Here is a 23,714-nt window from a genome sequence, read left to right as displayed (position 1 = left end):
GTTTGGCACGGAGGAGGGACAGGGCGCGGGTGAGGGTGGCGCGGGTGGTGGCGGGGTCGATGACGTCGTCCACCAGGCCGCGTTCGGCCGCGTAGTACGGGTGCATGAAGGTGCGCTGGTACTCCTCCACGCGGACGGCCCGCTGCCGGTCCGGGTCGGGGGCGGCGGCGATGTCCTTGCGGAAGATGACGTTGGCCGCGCCCTCCGCGCCCATCACCGCGATCTCGTTGGTCGGCCAGGCGTACGACAGGTCCGCCCCGATCGAGCGCGAGTCCATCACGATGTACGCCCCGCCGTACGCCTTGCGGACGATCACCTGGATGCGCGGGACGCTGGCGGCGCAGTACGCGTACAGCAGCTTGGCCCCGTGCCGGATGATGCCGCCGTGTTCCTGGTCGGTGCCGGGCAGGAAGCCGGGGACGTCTACCAGGCTGACGAGCGGAATGTTGAACGCATCGCACATCTGGATGAAACGGGCGCCCTTCTCCGACGCCCTGATGTCGAGCACGCCCGCCAGCTGCCGGGGCTGGTTGGCCACGATGCCGGTCACGTGGCCGTCGAACCGGGCCAGACCGCAGATCAGGTTGGGCGCCCAGCCCTCATGGAACTCGAAGAACTCCCCGTCATCGACGATCTCGGCGATGACCTCGGCCATGTCGTAACTCCGCGCCGGGTCGGTGGGCACCAGGTCGAGCAGTACGTCGTTGCGCCGGTCCGGCGGATCGGCGGCCGGTACGGACGGCGGTAGTTCCTGGTTGCTGACCGGCAGCAGGGACAGCAGGTAGCGGACGTCGTTCAGGCAGGCCCGCTCGTCTTCGTAGACGAACCCGGCGACCCCGGTGCGGGTGCCGTGCACCTCCGCGCCGCCCAAGGCCTCGTGGGTGATGTCCTCGCCGGTGACGGCGCGTACGACGTCCGGGCCGGTGACGAACATCTGGGAGGTGCCGTTCACCATGAAGACGAAGTCGGTGAGCGCGGGCGAGTAGGCCGCGCCGCCCGCGCACGGGCCGAGCATGACGCTGATCTGCGGGACGACGCCCGACATGCGTACGTTGCGCTGGAAGATCCCGCCGTACCCGGCCAGCGCGGTGACGCCCTCCTGGATGCGCGCCCCAGCGCCGTCGTTGAGGCTGATCAGCGGCACCTTGGCGGTGGCGGCGAGGTCCATCACCTTGTGGATCTTCTCGGCGTGGGCCGCGCCGAGCGCGCCGCCGAAGATGCGGAAGTCGTGGGCGTACACCAGCACCTCGCGCCCGTGGACGCGCCCCCATCCGGCGACGACTCCGTCGGTGTGCGGGCGGCGGCGTTCCATGCCGAAGCCGGTGGCCTGGTGCTTGCGCAGCGCCTCGACCTCCATGAACGTGCCGGGGTCGAGCAGGATTTCCAGGCGTTCCCTGACGGTCAGCTTGCCCTTGGCGTGCTGCCGCTCGGTGGCGGCGGGGTCGGGGCCGCGGAGGACGCTCTCGCGTACCAGCTCCAGCTCGATGACCCGCTCGCGCATGCCCTCGGGCGGCAGTTCGTCCACCGTGGTGGGCACGGCGGGCCGGACGCGTTCGCCGGGCGCGACTCTCTTCATCCCATCTCCTGTCTTCAACAGCTTGTGGAAGGCCGCGGTCCCGTCCTCGAAGACCATGTCGAATCCGGCGGCCACGAGTTCTTCCACGTAGCTCGCGCCGTTGATGCCGAGCTTGCCGCCGATCACCACGGGCAGCTCCTCCAGCTCGGCGACGGTCCGGAGCTTCTTGATGAGGCGAATCCCGTCCTGGTAGCCGTGTCCGTTGACGCTGCTGGTGACCAGCAGGTCGGGGCGGTGGCGCAGGCACTGCTCGATCAGTTCCTCGTCCGGTACGGCCGGCCCCAGGTTGGTGACCTCGAAACCGGCCTCCTCCAGCAGCAACTGGAGGAAGACCAGGTTCCAGGTGTGCGCGTCGGAGGCGAAGGTGGTGACGATCGCCGTGCGCCCGGTCCGGAGCGGCGGGCGGACGCCCGCCGGCTCGATGCTCACCCGCCCCCCTGATGAGCGCGATGGTGGCCGAGCCTGGACGCCGACACCACCGCACCGCCGCGTACCGCCACCTCCATGGGCGCGGGCCGCCCCAGGAACATGAGCAGGCTGGAGGTGACGCCGTACGCGCCGGTGTTGGGAACGGCGATCAGGTCCCCGGGCTCGACCGGCGGCATCTCGACCTCCCGGCCGATCACGTCGCCGGGCGTGCACAGCGGCCCGACGATCGTGGCGGTCCCGGAAGCGGGCCCGGCCGGGTGGGACAGCCCCACCGACGGCGGCAGCAGGCGGCCCAGCCCGGACATGCCGCCGAAGGCGTTGATGCCCGCGTCCACGATGACGAACGTCCTGCCCCTGCTCCGCTTGACGTTGACGACCTGGCAGACCAGCTCGCCGCAGTCGGCCACCAGGTGCCGGCCCGACTCCACGGCGATCTCCGGCGAGCCGTCCCGCCAGCGCGGCATGTGGACGTCCAGCGCGCGCTCCAGCTCGTCGCGCAGCTTCGGGTAGGCGGGCCGCTCCCCCGGGTGCGCGTACGGCGCGCCGAACCCGCCCCCGATGTCCAGCAGGTCGATCGGCAGGCCGGTCTCCTCGCGCAGCCGCGCCGCGCCCGCGATGGTGTGCCGGAACTCGGCGATCAGGCTCTCCTCGTCGCGGGCGTTGCTCAGCGGGAAGAAGTGGGCCCCCGTGAGGCGGACGCCGGGGACGTCGCGCAGTTCGGGCATCGTCGCGGCCAGGCTCTCGGCGTCGAAGCCGAACTGCGACGGGGTGCCGGTCATCCGGATGCTGGTGGTGGCCGCGGCGGAGGCGCTGTTGACGCGCAGCAGGCAGTTCCCCGTGACGCCGTACTCCTTCGCCACCGCGCCGATCCGCCGCAGGTCGGTGACGGACTCCACGGAGAACGTGCGCACGCCCAGGCCGATGGTCTCGTGCAGTTCGGCCGTGGTCTTCCCGGGGCCGGTGTAGAGGCAGTCGGCGCCGGAGAACCCGGCGTCGAGCACCGCGGCCAGCTCGCCGGTGGAGCTGATCTCGGTACGGCACGGCGGGCCGTCGCCCTCGCGCATGGCGCGCAGCACGTCGGGATGCGGGTTGGCCTTGACGGCGTAGTAGATCGTGACCTGGCCGGGCAGGGCGGCGCGCAGGTCGCGCCGGGCCGCGGCGATCCGGTCGAGGTCGTAGACGTACAGCGGGGTGCCGTAGCGTTCGGCCAGCTCGGCGCGCTCGATCATCGGGCACCGCCGTGGATCAGCGCGGCCAGCTCGGTCCTGGCGTTCTTGCCGTGCAGCGACAGCGGCAGTTGGTCGAAGGTGTGGCAGGTGGCGGGCACCTTGGCCGGCTCCAGCCGGCGGGCCAGCTCGCGCAGTACGGCGTGCGGGGCGAGGTCGGTCTCCACGCACAGCGCGAGGTCGTGATCGCCGGCCGGCGGCAGCGCGGCGGCGGCGCGCACGCCGGGCAGGTCCATGGCGGCGGCCTCGATCTCCACCGTGCTCATCCTGATCCCCTTGCGTTTGAACATGTCGTCGCGGCGGCCCTCGAAGTAGAGGTATCCGTCGTCGTCCAGCCAGCCGTAGTCGCCGGTGTGCAGGCGGGGTTCGCCGGTGACCGGGTCGGCGCGGAAGGACCGCGCGGTCATCTCCGGGTTGCGCCAGTAGCCGGGCATCACGTGCGGGCCGGTGGCGACGATCTCGCCGACCTCGCCGGTGGGCACCGGCGCGCCCGCGTCGTCGAGGATGAGCACCCGGGTGCCGGGCAGCGGGCGGCCGACCGCGCGGGGGCGTTCCCGGTCCTCCTCGGGAGGCATGATGGAGATGCGTTTGCACTCGGTCTGCCCGAACTGCCGGACCACCCGCACGCCGGGGAAGGCGGCGCGCAGCGCGTCGATCGTGGACGGCGGCAGCGCGGCCCCGGTGTTGGTGAACAACCGGACCGGCGGCGGCGGTTCCTCCTCCCGCCCCAGCAGCGTGATGATCATGGCGGCCAGCGACGGCACGATCGGTACGACGGTCGCCCCGCACTCGCGCATCAGCTTGAGCAGCAGCAGGTCCGACTCGCCGTCGGCCAGTACGATCTGCGAGCGGGACGCGCAGGTCATCAGCACCTTGTAAAGGCCGTAGTCCCACGACAGCGGGAACCGGCAGAACACCACGTCGTCGGCGCGGTAGCCCAGCTCGCTCGTGATCGCCTCGGTGGCGAACAGCACCTGCGCGTGCGGGCACACCACCGCCTTCGGCGCGGCCGTGCTGCCCGAGGTGTAGATGAGGACGGCGATGGCGCCGGGGTCCAGGTCCGGCGGCGACCCGGCCCGGGCGGCCTGCCCGGCCAGCGCCTCCACCTCGGCCCAGACCTGCCCGATCGGATGGACGGGCACGTCACCGAGCCGGGACAGCTCCTCGGTCCTGGTGTCGGCGGCGATGATCAGCCGGGGTTCGGCGTTCTCGATGACCGGGCCGAGGTGGAACGCCTTCATCGCCGGGTTGATCGGCACGTGGACCGCTCCCGCGCGGGAGGTCCCGTACAACAGGGCGACGGCCTCGCGCTCGCTCGGCAACTGGACGAGAACGCGGTCGCCCGGCCGTACGCCGTGGGCCTGGAGCCAGGCGGCCGCGGCGTGGCTCAGCTCTCGCAACCGCGCGTAGCTCCACGCCCCGGACGCGTCGCGGACGGCGGTGCTCGCCGGCGCGGCCGCCGCGGCCTCGTCGAGCAGCGAGTGGATGAAGCGTGCCTCGGTCATCGGGTTTACTCGCATTCTGCAAATAGAGAATCCCTCACGAAAAGGCTAGGCGCATCTCTTCCGCGATGAAGCCCCTAGTGACCCCATACCCCGGGCCCCGGTTTTTCTGGGGTGCGGTCTGGGGTTATTTCCGGGGCGCTGCGAGATTATTTTGGGGGGAATACCGGCCGACCTGAGGATCACGAGCATGCTGTCTGCATGGGATGCGCGGTTTGAAGGAATCCTGCGCCCTTACCTGCCCTTTCTCGCGCCCGACGAGGCGCTTTCGGCCGACGCCGAGCTTCGCGACCTCGGTCTTGACTCGCTCGGCATCGTCGAACTGCTGACATCGCTTGAACAGGTGTACGAAGCGCGGTTCCGCGACGAGCTGCTCACCGTGCACACGTTTGCGACTCCGGCTCGCCTTTGGCAGGCGCTGTCGGCCGCGCGCGGCCAAAAGTTTGATCACGCCACGGAGTGACCCCTACCGCGAAGGCCCGTCCGCCGGCACCCGCCGGGGACGGGCCTTCGGCGTGCCGGCACAGGCCGATCGACAACAGCGCGTGACGGTGCATTGACAGCCGGCGATAGGGGACCCCTGATCGAGGGGACCCACGCAGAGGCCCTTGCGGCCTTTTCTGCCGTCAAATAGCCTGCACCAGAAGGGGGGTTTCTCCGAACGGGGCCATAACAGACGCGCAGCCCAATGCTTCGCGACCTTAACATTTCACCAATCTGTCAAACGGGGAAACATCGACCTTGGCCAAGTGTTGTGCTGTAGCAGACAACTAGGGGTATCAGTGCTGCCCAGGGACCGGCAACACGTCTTAACCGCACTAGCAGAGCTACTCGGGGAGTGCATCAATGGGGGACAGGGCCGCATCGCCGTGATCACGGGACCGGCGGCCTGTGGAAAGACGGCGCTGACGGACGCTCTGATGGAGCACGCCGCGGCGCTCGATGTCACTTGCCTGAGCGCGGTCTGCTCATTGTCAGAGAAGTCCTTGCCGCTCAGCGTGGCAGGACAGATTTACCACAACCTGACTCTGGTCAACACCGATTCGGCCGAGTCGGCCCGGATTCAGGATGAGATGGCGGCGGCGACCCGGATGGCCGCCGCCGCCCAGATGCTGGACCAGCCGCCGTCGGCCAACGGGTGGCTGCGCATCGCGCACGGCTTCTGGCTGCCGCTGCTGCGCGTCGCCCAGCGGCGACCGCTGCTGATCATCGTCGACAACCTCGACCACGCCGACCCGCCGTCCATCCAGCTCCTGTTCTACCTGGTACGACGGCTGCGGACGGCCGGGATCATGGTGGTCTTCACCGCGACCGAGCAGCCGGGGGTCAACTCGCTGCTCGACATCGACCTGCCGTGGCACTCCTACGCACGGCGGTTCACACTGGGCCCGCTCTCCCGGGAGACGGTCGCCGACATGGTGGGGCAGGCCCTTGGGGAACGGGTCGGCCAACGCCTGGGCGCACGCTGCCACGAACTGAGCGGGGGCAGCTTCATCCTGGTCAACGCCCTGATCGCGGACTCCAGGGCGGCACTCGCGACCGGCATGGAGCCGGCCGAGCCGGTGGTCGGCGACCACTTCTCCCGCGCCGTGGTGGCTCTGCTGCACCGCAACGGCCCGGCCGTACGCCAGGTCGCGCGGGCCATCGCGATCCTGGCCGACAACGCGTGTACCGAGCGGGTCGCCACGCTGCTCGACATGGACGCCAACCTGGTCGAGCGCGCCATGGACACCCTGGTGGCGACCGGCCTGCTGGACGACACCGCGCCGGGCGCCACGCGCTTCCGGCACGCCGCGGCAAGGACCGCCGTGTTCCAGGAACTGTACTCGCAGGAGCGCAACGACCTGCACGTCCGCGCCGCACACCTGCTCTACGGGGAGGGCATGGCCGCCACGGCCATCGCCGCGCACCTCATTGAGGCGGCCTACGCCAAGCCGGGGTGGGCGGCGGACACGCTACGCGAGGCGGGCGAGCAGGCCATGCTGAGCGACCAGCTCGAACTGTCCGTGCAGTGCCTGCGGCTGGCCGCGCAAACCTCCGACGACACGCTCGTCACCGAGCAGCTCGCCAGGGCCGAGTGGCTGCTCAACCCCTCCACCGCCGCCCGGCTGGTCAGCTCGCTCGCCACCGCGGCGCAGGAGGACAACCTGGAACCGCGCAACATGCACAAGCTGGTCAGGTACCTGCTGTGGCACGGCAACATGGACGAGGCCGTGGACGCCCTCAAGCGGCTGACCGCCTCCGCCGAAGAACTCGACGAGGAGGACGCCGCCGAGCTGGAGATCACCCAGCAGTGGCTGCGGTCGTCGTACCCGGCGATGCTCACGCACGTACGGCTGGCCTCCGTACCGGTGGCCGGCACCACACCGGCCGCGGCCAGCCTGCACATGCAGGCGGCCACCGCCCTTATCACGGTGCTCAAGGAGGGCCCGAAGGAGGAGGTCCTGCGCCGCGCCGAGGAGGTCCTGCGCTCCTCGCACCTGGACAGCACCGAAGTGGACGCGGTGGAGTCCGCCCTGTTCACGCTCATCTACGCCGAGCGCACCGACCTGGCCACGCCATGGGCCGACCACCTGTACGAGATGGCCACCCGGCGCCGCTCCCCCACCTGGCGGGCGCTGATCACCGCCTTCCAGGCCGAGATCGCGCTGCGCCAGGGCGACCTGCTCAAGGCGGAGGAGTACGCCGACAAGGCGCTGCGCATCCTGCCGCCGCGCGCCTGGGGGGTGTGGATCGGCATCCTGGTCACCCCGCTCCTGCACGCCACGACCGAGATGGACAAGCACGAGGTGACCATGCGGCACCTGCGCCAGCGGGTGCCCGACGCCATCTTCCAGACCCGGTACGGCCTGCACTACCTGAACGCCCGCGCCCGCTACTACCTGGCCACCAACCACGTCCACGTCGCCCTGCGGGACTTCCTGCTGTGCGGGCGGCTGATGCGGGAATGGGGGCTGGACACCCCGGCGCTGGTGCCGTGGCGGTCGGGCGCGGCGGAGGCGTACCTCAAGCTCGGCGAGCCGGAACGGGCGCGCAAGCTGATCCAGGAGCAGGTCGGGCTGCCCGGCGGGGAGTCGCCGCGGGTGCGCGGCAACACGCTGCGCGTGATGGCGGCGACCAGCGAGCCGGCCGATCGGCCCGAACTGCTGTCGGAGGCCGTCAAGCTGCTCCAGGAGTCCGGCGACCGGCTGGAACTCGCCTACGCCCTGACCGACCTTACGCACGCCTTCGACCGGCTCGGCGACTCGGCCAGGGCCCGGCTCACCGGGAACATGGCCGACAGCGTCGCCAGCGGATGCCACGCCGTACGGCTGCGCCGGTCGATCCCGTTCGGCCCGGACCCGGGCACCCTGGTCGCGGACGAGATCGGCAGGAGCGCCCGCGCGCTCAGCGACGCCGAACAGCGGGTCGCCTCCCTGGCGGCGGCCGGCCACACCAACCGGGAGATCGCCGGAAAGCTGTTCATCACGGTCAGCACGGTCGAGCAGCACCTGACCCGGATCTATCGCAAGCTCGGTGTCAACGGGCGGAGTGACCTTCCCATGCTGTTCCAGCCGGGAGGGCCGCCTCCGGTGGGCATCCAGACGCGGCCGCTCCCGGCGCGGGGGTCAGCGGTCGAGAACGGCGCGCAGGGCGCCGGTCAGTTCGCCGCTCCCGCTCGCGTCGCGCGAGCGCCAGGCAACGTAGAAGTCCGGCCGGACCAGCGTCGCGCCTGACTCGGTGACGCCGTAGGTCTTCGCCCACGTGTTCGCCGGATCGGTCAGGCCACCTTCGCCGCCGATCCGGTGCACGGGCAGCTCGATGCCCAGCTCGGCCGCGGCCTGGGCGGCGGCGGTGGCCCACGGCTCCCCCTCCGCGCCGGTGAGCAGCACGAACGACTTGCCCAGCAGTTCGATGGAGGAGATGTCGGCGCCGTCCTTGACGAGCGGCACATGCGGGGCGCGCGAACCGGGGCGGCCGGTGGGCTGCTCCGGGTTCTCCATGGGCGCGCCGTCGTCATCGGGCTCGCGGACGATGGCGTCGCTGACGTGGCGATAGCCGAAGTAGAGCCGGGAGACCGGGTCGGGGTCGGTCTGCATGGCGTCCTCGCCCAGCTCCTGACCCTCGGCGCGGAGGAACGCGGCCAGGCCGTGCGCCGCGATGGTCTCGGCGTAGGGGTAGCGCTCGGGCTCGTAGCTGTCCAGCAGCTTGGGCCCGGCCTGGCCCTTGACCACCATGGCGAGCTTCCACCCCAGGTAGAAGCCGTCCATGACGGCGGTGTTGCCGCCGAAGCCGCCGTTCGGGGGCACGATGCGGACGGCGTCACCGACCAGGAACACCCGGCCGTCCCTGATCCGGTCGGCGATCCAGTGCCTGATCTCGACCGGCTCCTCCCCCCTGCGGGTCAGCTTCACCGGCAGGTCGGGCACGCCGACGGCGGTCCTGATCAGCTCCAGCCAGCGCTCCTCGGTGAGGTCTTCGGGCTGGGTCTGGTCGTCCAGCCGCACGCCGAACAGGTACCTGTTGAGCTGCTCCGGGTTGCCCAGGTCGCCGTACCCGCCGGGCAGCTCCGGGTTCTGCAGGTGCATCAGCACGTGCCCGGAGGCCGGCAGCTCGGCCGGTACGTCGGCCTCGAAGTGAACGTCCATCAGCCGGTGCAGCAGGCCACGGCCGTGGCCGCCGATGCCGAGCTTCCCGCGGATGCCGCCGCGGTGACCGTCCGCCGCGACCAGGTAGTCGGCGCGGACCGTGCTCCGCTCCCCGCTGGGGATGTCGCGGAGCACCACGGTGACGCCTTCGTCGTCCTGCTCGAAGGAGACCACCTCGGTGCTGAACCGGATCGTCGCGCCCAGCTCACGGGCCCGGTCGGCGAGGATCGGCTCGGAACGGTCCTGGCCGGCGCCGCCCCACGCCGCGGTGGTGAGCGCGCTCAGGTCCGGCCACAGGGCCTCGTCGATCGTGTGGAAGATCGGGCCCGCCATCGACACGCCGATCATGATGCGGACGTTCTGGAGCACCGAGGCCTCCAGGTAGCGCTGTTCCAGCCCGGCGAGCCGGAGCGCCTCCATGACGTGCGGGTACTGGCCGTACGCCTTGGGATGCTGGGAAGTGGTCGGGTGGCGTTCCACGACCAAAGCCGGCACGCCGTGCAGCCCCAGGAACGTCGCCGTCGACAGGCCGGACAGACCGGCTCCGACGATGAGCACGGGAACGCGTTGATCTGACATAAACGGTCTCCCTACAACATTTCATGCGCCTGGCTTACCTTTGCACGGGCTTCGCGCGGCGAAGCCCCCTAAAACGCCCCTGAAAGGCCCCCTAATTCGGGGTCCCGAGTTCTTCGTCGAGAATGTCGAACAGGTCCTCGGCCGTCGCGTCCGCGAGGTCGTCGCCGCCCCACTGGGACACCAGCGCGCGCAGCCGCGCGGCGGCTCTGGCGCGTTCGTCCCCGGCTGCCGCGGACAGCGCGGACTCCAGCTTGTCGATCTCCTCATCGAGCGTGGCGGGCACGCTGGTGGTGAACCGGCCACCGAGGTAGGCGGCGATCGCGGACGGGGTGGGCCGGTCGAAGACGAGCGTGGCGGGCAGGCTCAGCCCGGTCGCGCCGGCGAGCTGGTTGCGCAGCTCGACCGCGGTCAGCGAGTTGAACCCCATCTCCAGGAAGCCGCGCAACGGGTCGATGTCCTGGGGGCCGCCGTGCCCGAGTACGGCGGCGGCCTGGCCGCGGACCAGGTCCAGCAGCAGCCGATCGCGCTCGGGGCCGGTCAGACCGGCGAGCCGGTCGCACAGGTCAGGGCCGGATTCGGGTTCGGCGGCCCGGCGCGGCGCGACCCGGGCGAACCCGTGCAGGAGCGCCGGTAGCTCGTCGGTCCGGGCGCGCAGCGCCGCCTGGTCCAGCTTGACCGGCACGACCACCTCCGCGCCCGCGTCCAGCGCCTCGTCCAGGAGGCGCAGGCTGTCGCGCGCCGGGAGCGCGGGCAGGCCGAGCCGCCGCATCCGGCGCAGGTCGGCGTCGGTCAGCTCGCCGCCGAGGCCGGTGTTCACCTCCCACATGCCCCAGGCCAGCGACTGCGCGGGCAGGCCCGCCGCGCGGCGGTGTCCGGCCAGGGCGTCCAGGAAGACATTGGCGGCGGCGTACGTGGCCTGGCCCGCGGCCAGTACCAGGCCCCCGGCCGAGGAGAACAGCACGAAGGCCCGCAGGTCCAGGTGGCGGGTCAGCTCGTGCAGGTGCCAGGCGGCGTCGGCCTTGGGCCGCAGCGCCGACGCCAGGCCCGCCGCGTCGAGGCCGCCGAGCACGCCGCTGTCCGCGACCCCCGCCGCGTGCACGACCGCGCTCAGGTCACGGCCCTTCAGCAGGGCGGCCAGCGCCTCACGGTCGGCCGCGTCGCAGGCCGCGATCTCGACCTCCGCGCCGAGCGCGGTGAGGTCGTCGCGCAGCTCGGCCGCGCCGGGAGCGTCCAGGCCCCGGCGGCTGACCAGCAGCAGATCCCGTACTCCGCGCTCGCTCACCAGATGCCGGGCCACCAGCGCGCCCAGGCCACCGGTGCCCCCGGTGACCAGCACCGTGCCCGGCCACCCCAGGTCGCCCCGTGGTGCGGCGGCCGGGTCCGGCATGCGGGTCAGGCGGGGTACGTACGCCTGGCCCTCGCGCAGCGCCAGTTCCGGTTCGCCCGCCGCGACCGCCGCCGCGAGCGCCTGCTCCGACGCCGGGCTGCCGTCGGTGTCCACCAGGACGAACCGCCCCGGCGTCTCCGCCTGCGCCGCCCGCACCAGCCCCCAGATCGGCGACTGGTCCAGGCCGTCCACGGTCTCGTCCGGGCGGACGGCCACCGCGTGGCGGGTCACCACCGCCAGGCAGCGCTCACCGGCCGGGCGGTTCTGGAGCATCGCGAGCGTTTCGCGGGCCTGCGCGTGGATGCGGTCCAGCAGGTCGCCGGGGTGTTCGGGGGCCCTGGCGATGACGACGTCATGGGCGTGGCGGGCCGGGAGCGGGACGGTACGCCACTCGATGCCGTACAGCGAGCCGCCGTGCGCCGGGCCGAGCTGGTCGGCGGACACGGCCCGCGACACCAGCGAGGTCACCGACGCCACCGGCGCGCCGGAGGAGTCGGCCACATGGATGGACGTCAGCTCGTCGCCGTCCAGCCGGCCCAGCCGCACGCGCAGCGCGGGCGCGCCGGGGGCGTGCAGAGTCACGCCGTTCCAGACGAACGGGAGCAGCGTGGGGCCGTCCTCCAGCAGATCGACGTGCATCGCGGCGTCCAGCAGCGCCGGGTGAACGCCGTAGCGATCGGCGTTCGCGTCGTCCGGCAGCGCCACCTCGGCGAACAGCTCGTCACCACGCCGCCAGGCGGCCCGCAGGCCCTGGAACACCGGGCCGTAGGCGTAGCCGCGTTCGGCCATCCGGGCGTAGGCGTCGGCCACCGGGATGGGGGCGGCGCCGGGCGGCGGCCAGGTGGTCAGGTCCACGGAGAAGGGCTGGGGGGAGCGGGTCAGCGTACCGGAGGCGTGCAGCACCCAGGTGGTGTCGTCGTCGGCGCGGGAATGCACCTGGACGCCGCGCCTGGCGTCGTCACCCTCCGCGCCGACCACGACCTGGATCACGCGGGCGCGGGCTTCGGGGAGAACCAGGGGGGCTTGCAGGGTCAGCTCGTCGATGGTGCTGCAGTCGAGCTGGGCGGCGGCTTGGAGGGCGAGTTCGACGAAACCGGTGCCGGGGAGGATGACCTGGCCGAGTACGGTGTGGTCGGCCAGCCAGGGCTGGTCGCTGACGGACAGGCGGCCGGTCAGGACGACGCCGCCGGTGCCGGGCAGTGTGATCACCGCGCCGAGCAGGGGGTGGTCCGCTGCCGTCTGTCCGAGGGAGGCGGGGTCGCCGGTGCCGCCGCCGGTGTTCAGCCAGTAGCGTTCGTGCTGGAAGGCATAGGTGGGCAGGTCCACCCGGTGGCCCCGGCCCGTGAGGATCGTCTTCCAGTCCACGGCCAGCCCAGAAGCCCAGGCCCGGCCCAGGCCGGACCACAGGGCCTCGATCTCGGGGCGGTCCTTGCGCAGCAGCGGCACGAACAGCCGCTCCTCGTTCAGAGCGGTCAGCACACCGTCGGGGCCGATCTCCACGAACCGGGTCACGCCATCGGCGGCCATCGCCGCCACGCCGTCCTCGAAGCGGACCGTCCGGCGGACGTGCTGGACCCAGTACTCCGGCGAGCACACCTCCGCCCCGGCCCAGGTACCCGACACGTTCGACACCAGCGGGATACGCGGGCTCGCATACGTCACCTTCGCGGCCGCCTCGGCGAAGCCCGCAAGCATCGGGTCCATCAGCCCGGAATGGAACGCGTGTGAGACCCGCAACCACCGGGACCGCCACTCCACCCCGGCCGCGAACTCCTCCAAAACCTCCCGAGCCCCGGAGACCACCACCGCAGAAGGCCCGTTCACGGCGGCGATCGACAGATCAAGCCCTGCCACGGCCTCGGTGACGTCGGTTTCCGTGGCGGCGACCGCGAGCATCGCCCCACCCTCGGGCAGCGCCCGCATCAACCTGCCCCGGGCCGCGACCAGCGCCGCCGCATCCTGAAGCGAGAACACCCCCGCGATGTGCGCGGCGGCCAGCTCACCGATGGAGTGGCCCATCACCGCATCCGGCACCACACCCCAGGACTCGACCAGCCGATACAACCCGACCTGCAGGGCGAACAGCCCGCACTGCGCATAGGCGGTCTGCTCCAGCTCAGCGGCGTCGGTGCCCCACATCACCTCGCGAAGCGGACGGTCCAACACCTGGTCCGCCACCGCGCAGACCTCGTCCACCACCCCGGCGAACACCGGGAAGCTCTCGTACAGCTCACGGCCCATGCCAAGACGCTGGGAGCCCTGCCCGGAGAACAACATCCCGGTCCGGCCGCCCACCGGCTCAGCCCCCGAGACCAGCCCGTCCAGGCCATCGAGCAACGCCTGACGGTCACCCGCCACGACCACCGCACGCCGTTCGAGAGCGGCCCGGTTGGTCAGCGAAACCGCCACGTCGGCGATCTCCAGTTCAGGGTGCGCACGCAGATGCTCGGCCAACCGCCCGGCCTGCTCCCGCAACCCGGCCTCGCTCCGCGCCGAGACCACTACCGGCACGATCTCGAACGGCTCGGGCACGGCAGGCTCCTCCGCTTCCGGAGCCTGCTCGATGATCACATGCGCGTTGGTGCCGCTGATCCCGAACGACGACACCGCCGCCCGCCGGGGCCGCTCCACCCGCGGCCATTCGCGAGGTTCGACCAGCAGCGCAACGGCCCCCGCCGACCAGTCCACATGCGGCGTCGGCTCATCCACATGCAACGTGGCCGGAAGCACGCCGTTCCGCATCGCCATCACCATCTTGATCACACCGGCCACACCCGCCGCCGCCTGCGTATGACCGATGTTCGACTTGATCGACCCCAGGTGAAGCGGCTCCTGCCGGTCCCGGCCATAGGTCGCCAGCAACGCCTGAGCCTCGATCGGGTCGCCCAGCGTCGTCCCGGTGCCATGGGCCTCGACCGCATCGACGTCGGCGGCCGATAGTTGGGCGTTGGCCAGCGCCTGCCGGATCACCCGCTCCTGCGAAGGCCCGTTCGGCGCGGTCAGCCCGTTCGAGGCCCCGTCCTGGTTCACCGCCGACCCACGCAGAACCGCCAGCACCTCGTGCCCGTTCCGCCGGGCGTCCGAAAGCCGCTCAAGTACGAGCACGCCGACGCCCTCCGACCAGCTCACCCCGTCCGCCGCGCCCGCGAAGGACTTCGACCGCCCGTCCGAGGCGAGCCCGCCCTGCCGGGAGAACTCCACGAACGAATCCGGCGTCGCCATCACCGTCACCCCCCCGGCCAGCGCCAGCGAGCACTCCCCCTGCCGCAGCGACTGCGCCGCCAGATGCAGCGCGACCAGCGACGACGAGCACGCCGTGTCCACCGACACCGCCGGACCCTCCAGCCCGAACGTGTACGACACCCGGCCCGACACCACGCTGGCCAGGCTGCCGTTGCCGAGGTAGTTGGCGAGTTCGTCGGGCACCTCGCGGAGCCTGCTGGCCCAGTCGTGGTACATCACCCCGGCGAACACGCCGGTCCGGCTGCCGCGCAGCCCGTGCGGGTCGATCCCGGCCCGCTCGAACGCCTCCCAGGTCGCCTCCAGCAGCAGCCGTTGCTGCGGGTCGGTGCCCAGGGCCTCCCTGGGACCCATGCCGAACAGGCCGGCGTCGAAGTCGGCCGCGTCGTGCAGGAATCCGCCCTGGCCGTCGAGGTCCCAGCCACGGTCGGCGGGGAAGCCGGAGATCGCGTCCACCTGGCCTGCGACCAGTCGCCAGAGGTCTTCGGGGGTGCGCACACCGCCGGGGTACCGGCAGCTCATCGCGATGATCGCGATCGGGTCGCCGTCCGTGGCCACCGCGACGGCGGCGGGGACGGCGGGCGCGGCGCCCACGGCCTTGGCCTTGATGTGGGCGGCCAGGGCGCGCGGGGTCGGGTAGTCGAAGACCAGCGTGGCGGGCAGCCGCAGGCCGGTGGCGGCGTTGAGCTTGTTGCGGAAGTCCACGGCGGTGAGCGAGTCGAACCCGATCTCGCTGAAGGCGTGCTCGGGGTCCACCCGTTCCGGGCCGCTGTGGCCGAGGGCGGTGGCGGCGTGCCTGCGTACCAGGTCCACGAGTTCGGCGTCGGAGAGCGCGGCGAGCCGGTCGAGGGCGGACGGCCCGGCCGCCGGGTCGGCGCCGCGAGCGGTACGGCGGGCCGGGGCCCGGACCAGGTTCCGCAGTACGGCGGGCGGCTCGCCGCCGCGTCCGCGCAGCGTGGCGAGGTCGAGGCGGACCGGTACCAGCGAGGTCTCCTCCGGCGCGGCGAGCGCCGCGTCGAACAGGGCGAGCCCGTCGGAAACGGGCAGTTCGAGCACCCCGGATCGGTGCATCCGCGCCACGTCGGCCTCGGTGAGCAGGCCGCCCATGCCCACGCCCTCGCCCCACAGGCCCCAGGCGAGCGACTGCCCGGCCTGCCCGTTCGCCCGGCGATGCAGGGCGAGCGCGTCCAGGAAGGCGTTGGCGGCGGCGTAGTTGGCCTGGCCGGCGCCGTCCATGATGCCCGCCACGGAGGAGAACAGCACGAACGCCGGCACGTCGGGCAGCAGGTTGTGCAGGTGCCAGGCCCCGTCCACCTTGGGGCGCAGGACCGTGGCGAGCTTGGCGGGCGTCATGGACTCGATCACACCGTCGTCCAGGACCCCGGCCGCGTGGACCACCGCGCCCACGTCGCGACCGCGCAGGAGTTCGGCGACCGCGTCCCGGTCGGCGATGTCGCAGGCGGCGATCTCGACGTCCGCGCCCAGCGCCACCAGGTCATCGCGCAGTTCGGCCGCGCCGGGCGCGACCACGCCGCGCCGGCTGACCAGCAGCAGGCTGCGCACGCCGCGCTCGGTCACCAGGTGGCGGGCCACCAGCGCGCCCAGGCCGCCGGTGCCGCCGGTGATCAGTACCGTCCCGACCGGCGGTTCCGCCTGGGTTCTGGCGGCGTTCGCCCTGGTCAGGCGGGGTACGAACACCTCGCCGCCCCGGACCGCGACCTCCGGCTCGTCGCCCGCGAGCAGCACGGACCCGTCGGTGTCCACCAGCACGAACCGGCCCGGGTGCTCGTCCTGCGCCGCACGGACCAGCCCGTGGACCGCCGCGCCCGCCAGGTCATGGACGTCATCGCCCGGCCGCACGGCGGCGGCCCCCCGCGTCACGATCGCCAGGCGGGAGCCCGCCGGACGCTCGGCGGCCAGCCAGTCCCGCAGCACGTCCAGGGTGCTCGCCACCCCGCCATGCGTGCCCGGCAGAACGTCACCGGTGACAGGTATCTCGAACACCGTCACCTCGGACCCCGGCGTCTGGGGGGCGTGAGCGGCCGGGACCCATCCCCGGCGGTAGAGCCGGACGTCGGTACCGGTATCAACGGACACCGGGCGCATCGTGAGGGACCGCACCGAGGCAACGGGCGAGCCGGTGGCGTCGGCGAGGGTCAGGGTCAGCGCGTCGGCGGCCTCCGGGGAGGCCGTCACCCGGACCCGCAGGGTGGTGGCGTCGGTGGCGTGCAGGGTCAGCCCGGTCCAGGCGAAGGGCAGCACGGTGTCCTCGCCGCCTGGCTGGAGGTGGTCGGTGGCGTGCAGCGCGGCGTCGAGCAGGGCCGGGTGCAGGCCGTACCCGGCCACCTCGGTCCCTTCGGGCAGGGCCACCTCGGCGAAGAGTTCGCCGCGGCGCAGCCAGGCCGCGCGCAGGCCACGGAAGGCCGGGCCGTACCCGTAGCCGCGCGCCTTCAGCGCCTCGTACAGGCCGGAGACGTCGATCGGCCCGGCGGCGGGCGGCGGCCACGCGGTCAGGTCGGCGGGCTCGGCGGCCGGGTTCGTGCCGAGCAGGCCGGACGCGTGGCGGGTCCACGGGTCGTCGTCGGCCGCGCGGGAGTACACGGCCATCTCGTGCCGTCCCGGCTCCTCCGCCGCCGCGACGACCACCCGTACGGTACGGCCGCCCTGGGCGGGCAGCACGAGGGGGTTCTCCAGGGTGAGTTCCTCGACGCCCTGGCAGCCGACCTGGTCGGCGGCGTGCAGGGCGAGTTCGACGAACGCGGTGCCGGGGAGCATGATCTGGCCGAGCACGGCGTGGTCGGCGAGCCAGGGCTGATCACCGGCCGACAGGCGGCCGGTCAGCACCAGGCCGTCCGACTCCGGCATCGCCACCAGCGCGCCGAGCAGCGGGTGCCCGGCCTGCTGCACGCCGAGCACGGTCAGGTCGCCGGTTCCGGTCGTCGGGTTCAGCCAGTACCGTTCGCGCTGGAACGCGTACGTCGGCAGGTCCACCTGACGGCCCCGGCCGGCGAGTGCGGTCTTCCAGTCCACCGCCACGCCGGACACCCAGGCCCGGCCCAGGCCCGACCACAGCGCCTCGATCTGGGGGCGGTCCTTGCGCAGCAGCGGGACGAACACCCGCCCATCGCCGTCCAGGGCGTTCTCGGCCAGGCCGGTGAGCACGCCGTCGGGGCCGACCTCCACGAACCGGGTCACACCGTCCTGAGCCAGCGCGGCCACGCCGTCACCGAACCGAACCGCCTGACGCACATGCCGGACCCAGTACTCCGGTGAGCACACCTCTTCCCCCGCCCAGGTACCGGACACGTTCGACACCAGCGGAATACGCGGACGCTCGAACCGGACCGCGCGGGCCTCAAGCTCGAACCGCTCCAGCATCGGGTCCATCAGCCCCGAGTGGAACGCGTGCGAGACCCGCAGCCAACGGGATCGCCACTCCACCCGGGCGGCGAACTCCTCCAGCACCTCCCGGGCCCCGGACAGGACCACGGCCGAAGGCCCGTTCACGGCGGCGATCGACAGATCGAGCCCTGCCATGGCCTCGGTGACGTCGGCTTCGGTGGCGGCGACGGCCAGCATCGCGCCGCCTTCGGGCAGGGCCTGCATAAGCGTGCCCCGGGCGGCCACCAGCGCGGCCCCGTCCTCCAGGGAGAACACGCCCGCCACATGGGCGGCGGCCAGCTCGCCGATCGAGTGGCCCATCACCGCATCCGGCAGCACGCCCCACGACTCGACCAGCCGATACAGCCCGACCTGGAGAGCGAACAACCCGCACTGGGCGTACGCCGTCTGCTCCAGAGCGGCGGCATCGGACCCCCACATCACCTCACGAAGCGGACGCTCAAGGTAGCCATCGACCACCTCGCACACCTCGTCCACCACGGCGGCGAACACCGGGAAAGCCTCATAAGGCTCCCGGCCCATGCCGAGCCGCTGCGACCCTTGACCCGAGAACAACAGACCCGTCCGCCCCGGCACCGGCCCCGCGCCGAAGTCCAGCCCGTCCAGCAGCCCATCACGATCCCCGGCCACGGCCACCGCACGCCGTTCCAGCGCGGCCCGCGCGGTCAGCGAAACCGCCACATCGGACAGTTCCAGCTCCGGATGCTCGCGCAGGTGCCCGGCAAGCCGCTCGGCCTGCTCGCGCAACCCGGCTTCGGTTCGCCCCGAAACGATCAGCGGCAGCACGCCGGACGGCCGAACCTCGGCGGGCTCCTCCTCCGGGGCCTGTTCCAGGATGACGTGCGCGTTGGTGCCGCTGATCCCGAACGAGGACACCCCGGCCCGGCGCGGCCGGTCCACCTGCGGCCATTCGCGGGCCTCGGTGAGCAGTTCCACCGCCCCGGCGGACCAATCCACATGCGGCGTCGGCTCGTCCACGTGCAAGGTGGCGGGCAGCGTGCCGTGCCGCATCGCCATCACCATCTTGATGACGCTGGCGACACCGCCCGCCGCCTGGGTGTGGCCCAGGTTCGACTTGATCGAGCCGAGCAGCAGCGGCTCGTCCCGGTCCTGTCCGTAGGTGGCGATCAGGGCCTGGGCCTCGATGGGGTCGCCGAGCCGGGTTCCCGTGCCGTGCGCCTCCACGACGTCCACGTCGGCCGGGGCGAAGCCCGCGTCGGCCAGCGCCTGCCGTACCAGGCGTTGCTGCGAAGGGCCGTTCGGCGCGGTCAGCCCGTTGGACGCGCCGTCCTGGTTGATCGAGGTGCCACGGACGACGGCGAGCACCGGGTGCCCGTTGCGGCGGGCGTCCGAGAGACGTTCGAGTACGAGGATGCCGACGCCCTCGGCGAAGCCGGTGCCGTCGGCGGCGGCGGCGAACGGCTTGCAGCGGCCGTCGGGGGCCAGCCCGCGCTGCCTGCTGAAGGCGGTGAACATGCCGGGGCTGCCCATGATGGCCACGCCGCCGACCAGCGCCAGCGAGCTTTCGCTCCGGCGCAGCGAGTGGCAGGCCAGGTGCATCGACACGATGGCCCCCGAGCAGGCGGTGTCCACCGTGATGGCCGGGCCTTCGAGGCCGAGCACGTACGCGACCCGGCCGGAGATCACACTGGGGGCGTTGCCGGTCATCAGGTAACCGTCGAGACCGTCCGGCGCGTCATGGACGCGGACGCCGTACTCGTGGACCTCCGCCCCGACGAACACGCCCGCGGGCTCGCCGCGCAGCGAGGTCGGGTCGATGCCCGCGCGTTCCAGCGCCTCCCAGGCCACTTCGAGGACGTGCCGCTGCTGCGGGTCCATCGCCGTGGCCTCGCGCGGGCTGATGCCGAACAACCCCGCGTCGAACTCGGTCGCGCCCCTCAGGAAACCGCCCTGGCGGACGTAGCTCTTGCCGGTGGCGTCCGGGTCGGAGTCGAACAGGTCGTCCAGGTTCCAGCCACGGTCGGCGGGGAAGTCCGACAGGACCTCGCGCTCCTCGACGACGAGCCGCCACAGGTCGTCGGCCGAGGCGATGTCGCCGGGGAACCGGCAGCCGATGCCGACGACCGCGATCGGCTCGCCGTCGTGGGCCGCGCCGTTCACCCGGACGGCGGCGGGCGCGGCCAGGCCCAGCACCTCGCTCTCGATGAACGCCGCCGCGGCGGCGGGCGTCGGGTGGTCGTAGGCCAAGGTGACGGGCAGGTCCAGCCCGGTGGCCTCGACCAGGCGGGCGTGCAGATCGACGGCCGCGAGGGAGTCGAAGCCGACCTCCTTGAACGGCCGGTCGGCCGCCACCCGGGCGTCCGGGGCGATGTCGCGCAGCACGGCGGCGGCATGCCCGATGATCAGGTCGAGGAGGAAGCGGCGGCGCTCGGCCGCGGGCAGGGTGTCAAGCTGCCTCCTGAGCGCGGCGTCACCGGATTCGACGGGCATTCGCCTCTCCCAACAGCGTCGTGAGCCAGTTTTCGATGACCGTGACGGTCTCGTGGGCTTGGTCTTCGATGATCGAGAAGTGGTCGCAGGGCAGTTCGACCGTGGTGTGAGCGCCGTCCCAGTTCGCCCGCCAGGAGTCGTCCTCGGCACCGTCGGGGGCGACCCACGCTTCGGGCCGTACGAACAGCGTGGGCACGCCGATCTCGCGCACCTCGCAGGTTTCCAGCAGCCCGGAGTACCAGCCCATGCCGGCCAGCCGGGCGCTGTTGAACGGGCCGAACATCGCCTCCCGGTCCAGCAGCCCCGCAAGCAGGGACGTCCACAGCTCGCCCATGGCGGAACTGTCCGGCGAGTACGTGTCCAGCAGCACGAGCCCGGCCGGGGCGACGCCGCGTTCCTCCAGCAGGCGGGCGGTGGCGTGGGCGAAGACACCGCCGGCGGAGTAGCCGACCAGGACGGCGGGCTCGCCTTGGGAGTACTCCACGACCGCGTCGGCGTAGCTCTCCAGCAGGACATCGGTCGTCGCGGGCAGCTTCTCCTCGGTGGCGAAACCGGGCATCGGCAGCGCGTACACGTCCCGTGCGCCGCGCAGACCGGCGGCCATCCGGGAGAACTGGTGGCTGCTGCCCGCGGCGATGTGCGAGCCCACGCAGAACAGCCGTGGCCGCGCGGGCCCTTCGGCCAGCCGTACGGCGGGCGGCAGATCCCCAGTCGCGTCGAACGTCGGCCGGAGCGCGCCCGCCGCCCGCAGGAACGCCAGGCCCTCCGCGCCCTTGCCCGCGCGTACGGCGGCGCGGAACAGGGCGCTGACCGTGTCGGGGCTGTCGGCGGGCGCGTCGGTGGCCTGCGCGGCCAGCCGGGCGTGCAGTTGACCGGCGACCTGGCGAGCTGTGGGGTGGTCGAAGATGAGCATGGTCGGCAGGCGTATGCCGATGGCGGCGCCCAGCCGGTTGCGCAACTCCACCGCGCCGAGAGAGTCGAAGCCCAGCTCCAGGAAGTTGCGGTCCGCGTCGATGACGTCGGCGGAGCGGTGTCCGAGCACGGTCGCGACGTGGGCGCGCACGAGGTCGAGCACGGCGGCGTCGCGCTCGGCTTCGGGGATGCGGGCCAGGGCCTCCGCGGAGAGCTGCTGCCCGCCCGCGGCGCTTCTGCGGGCTGCGGGTACCAGGCCGCGCAGCAGGTGCGGCAGGGTGTCGCCCCGGGCGCGCAGCGCCGTCAGGTCGTACCGCACCGGCACCAACGCGGGCGCATCGGCCGCCAGTGCGTGATCGAACAGCGTCAGGGCCTCTTCGACCTCGAAGGGCACCATCCCCCACCGGCGGATCCGCTGGACCTCTGATTCGCCGAGCTGGCCGCCCAGACCATGTTCACCGCCCCACAGGCCCCAGGCCAGGGACACCACCGGGCGCCCTTGGGTCCGCGCCTGCTGGGCCAGACCGTCCAAGAACGCGTTGCCCGCCGCATAGTTCGCCTGACCCGGGTTGTCCACCAGAGACGCGATCGAGGAGAACAACACCAAGGCTGTTTCCTTGGGCAGCAGGTCGTGCAGATGCCAGGCCGCGTCCACCTTGGGCCGCAACACCCCCTCCACCTGCTCGGCGGTCAACTCGGCCAGCACCGCGTTCGAGCCGATCCCGGCCGCGTGTACCACCGCGCCAACCGTGCGGCCCGCCAGCAGGTCGGCCACCGCCTGCCGATCGGTCACATCACACGCCACCACCTCCGCGCCCAGCTCATCCCGCAACTCCACCGCGCCGGGGGCGTCCAGGCCACGGCGGCTGACCAGCACCAGCTCACGCACGTTGTGCGTGGTCACCAGGTGCCGGGCCACCAGCGCACCCAACCCGCCCGTACCGCCGGTGATCAACACCGGCCCCTCCAGCACAGGAGCGGTGTCGATGTTCTCGGTTCGGGCCAGGCGCGGGATCAACACCTGCCCGTCACGGACGGCGATCTGCGGCTCATCCCCCGCCAGCAGTACCGGTCCGTCGGTGTCCACCAGCACGAACCGCCCCGGATACTCCGCCTGCGCCGACCGCACCAGACCCCACACCGCCGCACCCGCCAAATCGGTCACGACTTCGGTGGCAGAAACCGCCACCGCGCCTTGGGTCACCACCACCAGCCGCGACTCGGCGGACCGCTCCTCGCTCACCCACTCCTGAAGGACGGTCAGCACTTCCTGGACCGCCGCCCGCACCCCCTCCGGCCCATCACCGGCCGGACACCGCAACACCACCGCCTCCGGTTCGTCCAAAGCCGTCCCCGCGCCGCCCTTGACCCAGTCGATCCGGTACAGCGAGGACCCGCCGCCGGTCTGGGCAGCGCCGAGTTGCTGCGGGGAGACCGCCCGCATGGTCAGCGAGTCGATCGTGGCCACCGGCTCCCCCGCCGTGTCCACGAGGTCGATGGACAGCACGTCCGGCGCGTCCGGCGCGGCCACGATCCTGGCCCGGACGCTGGAAGCCCCCGCCGCGTGCAGCGTCACCCCGCTCCACACGAACGGGATCAGCGGCCCTTCCTCCTGCCGCTCGCCGCCGTCCAGCAGCGCGGCGCCGTGGAGTACCGCGTCGAGCAGCGCGGGGTGCAGCCCGCCCGCCACCGGCGTGTCCTCGGGGAGGGCGACCTCCGCGAACACGCCCTCGGGGTTGCGCCACGCGGCCTGTACGCCCTGGAAGGTCGGCCCGTAGCCGTAGCCGCGGTCGGCCAGGTCGTCGTAGAACCCGGTCAGGTCGATCGGTTCGGCGTCCGGGGGCGGCCAGGCCGCCCAGCGGGCTCCGGTACCGCCGCCGGGTGCGAGAACGCCGGAGGCGTGCAGGGTGTCACCCGGGCCGCGTACGCTCAGCGAGCGCCGCCCGGCCTCGTCGGCCGCCTCCACGATCACCTGGACGGCGACCCCGCCGTCCTCCGGGATCACCAGCGGCGCGTGCAGCGCCAGTTCCTCCACGACGCCGCAGCCCACCTCGTCGCCGGCGCGGATCGCCAGCTCCACGAACCCGGTGCCCGGCAGGATCACCTGGCCGAGCAGGGCGTGGTCGGCCAGCCACGGCTGCGTCCTGACCGACAGCCGGCCGGTCAGCACCACGGAACCGGGCAGCGCGATCACCGCGCCGAGCAGCGGGTGATCGGCCGCGGTGAGCCCGGCCGCGGACATGTCGCCGGCCTCGGCGGCCGGTTCCAGCCAGTACCGTTCGCGCTGGAACGCGTACGTCGGCAGCTCCACCCGGCGGCCCGGCCCGCTCGCCGCCGCCCAGTCCACGGGCAGCCCGCCCGCCCACGCCTCGCCCAGCGAGG

At 72.5% G+C, this 23,714-nt stretch carries 8 protein-coding genes and 1 pseudogene; 2 read left to right on the top strand and 7 right to left on the bottom strand.

Annotated elements, in window-relative coordinates; genetic code table 11:
* From C1I98_RS12350 to C1I98_RS12340, 4 genes and pseudogenes are all read right to left on the bottom strand, one after another.
* Nucleotides 1-1,501: acyl-CoA carboxylase subunit beta (locus C1I98_RS12350; RefSeq protein ID WP_233507818.1), on the bottom strand; the 1,501-nt coding region annotated here is incomplete at its 3' end.
* A 153-nt stretch (nucleotides 1,502-1,654) separates the two neighbouring features.
* A pseudogene (locus tag C1I98_RS43810) lies at nucleotides 1,655-2,005 on the bottom strand (cobalamin B12-binding domain-containing protein); the annotation flags it as partial.
* The gene (locus tag C1I98_RS12345; protein ID WP_111167308.1) at nucleotides 2,002-3,234 is read right to left on the bottom strand and encodes a type III PLP-dependent enzyme domain-containing protein; all 1,233 of its coding nucleotides are present in this window, start codon (nucleotides 3,232-3,234) and stop codon (nucleotides 2,002-2,004) included. The gene C1I98_RS12345 and the pseudogene C1I98_RS43810, both read right to left, overlap by 4 nt.
* Nucleotides 3,231-4,736 (bottom strand): AMP-binding protein, encoded by a 1,506-nt coding sequence (locus C1I98_RS12340; protein ID WP_111167307.1) that lies wholly within the window; start codon nucleotides 4,734-4,736, stop codon nucleotides 3,231-3,233. Before C1I98_RS12340 ends, C1I98_RS12345 begins: the two co-directional genes overlap by 4 nt.
* Before the next feature lie 187 nt (nucleotides 4,737-4,923).
* Here C1I98_RS12340 and C1I98_RS12335 point away from each other — a divergent pair, with 187 nt between their 5' ends.
* Together C1I98_RS12335 and C1I98_RS12330 are read left to right on the top strand one after the other, a co-directional pair.
* The gene (locus C1I98_RS12335) at nucleotides 4,924-5,196 is read left to right on the top strand and encodes an acyl carrier protein (protein WP_111167310.1); all 273 of its coding nucleotides are present in this window, start codon (nucleotides 4,924-4,926) and stop codon (nucleotides 5,194-5,196) included.
* A 286-nt stretch (nucleotides 5,197-5,482) separates the two neighbouring features.
* Nucleotides 5,483-8,449, top strand: coding sequence for a helix-turn-helix transcriptional regulator (locus tag C1I98_RS12330; RefSeq protein WP_306461858.1), 2,967 nt, complete (start codon nucleotides 5,483-5,485; stop codon nucleotides 8,447-8,449).
* Here the strand turns inward: C1I98_RS12330 and C1I98_RS12325 are convergent.
* From C1I98_RS12325 to C1I98_RS12315, 3 genes are all read right to left on the bottom strand, one after another.
* Nucleotides 8,342-9,940, bottom strand: coding sequence for an FAD-dependent monooxygenase (locus C1I98_RS12325; RefSeq protein WP_199536891.1), 1,599 nt, complete (start codon nucleotides 9,938-9,940; stop codon nucleotides 8,342-8,344). The two genes, C1I98_RS12330 and C1I98_RS12325, sit on opposite strands and share 108 nt — an antisense overlap.
* 91 nt (nucleotides 9,941-10,031) lie before the next feature.
* Nucleotides 10,032-20,420, bottom strand: a complete 10,389-nt coding sequence (locus C1I98_RS12320) for a type I polyketide synthase (protein ID WP_111167304.1) — start codon at nucleotides 20,418-20,420, stop codon at nucleotides 10,032-10,034.
* On the bottom strand, nucleotides 20,401-23,714 hold a 3,314-nt coding region (locus C1I98_RS12315; protein WP_146607391.1), incomplete at its 5' end, for a type I polyketide synthase. The genes C1I98_RS12315 and C1I98_RS12320, both read right to left, overlap by 20 nt.

It is taken from the genome of Spongiactinospora gelatinilytica, from assembly GCF_003236385.1.
GTDB lineage: Bacteria > Actinomycetota > Actinomycetes > Streptosporangiales > Streptosporangiaceae > Spongiactinospora > Spongiactinospora gelatinilytica.
The sequence above is the reverse complement of the archived record's forward strand: the minus strand, read 5'-3'. Positions and strand labels throughout refer to the sequence as shown.